Below are 282 nucleotides of genomic sequence, written 5' to 3'. Positions count from 1 at the left end.
GGAAGTTGCTCTTGTTCACTCTTCAGATTTTCAAGTTCTGAAATTAGCTCATCCATCGGTTGCTCTGATGCTCCGTATCCTAATACGACATCAAACAAGATAACGGCAGTTTCTGGATCACGTGCTTCTTGTACAATGCGTTGGTTGCGCAACGTTGGATCAATCATTGGATGAGGGCGACCTTGAGTAAAGGCATCATCACCCATATCAACGATCGTGTGTTCTTGGCTATTACAGATATCATTTAGTGCAGCGTAAGTTGTAATCGGTGTATTCGAGTAA

General features: G+C 42.9%; 1 pseudogene. It reads right to left on the bottom strand.

Features of this window, described 5'->3' with window-relative positions:
- Window positions 1-206: pseudogene (locus tag RMT89_RS42435) on the bottom strand (transcriptional regulator); the annotation flags it as partial.
- Between the last annotated feature and the right edge of the window lie 76 nt (window positions 207-282).

The organism is Streptomyces sp. P17 (assembly GCF_032436805.1).
In the GTDB taxonomy this organism is placed as follows: Bacteria; Actinomycetota; Actinomycetes; order Streptomycetales; family Streptomycetaceae; genus Streptomyces.
The sequence above is the reverse complement of the archived record's forward strand: the minus strand, read 5'-3'. Positions and strand labels throughout refer to the sequence as shown.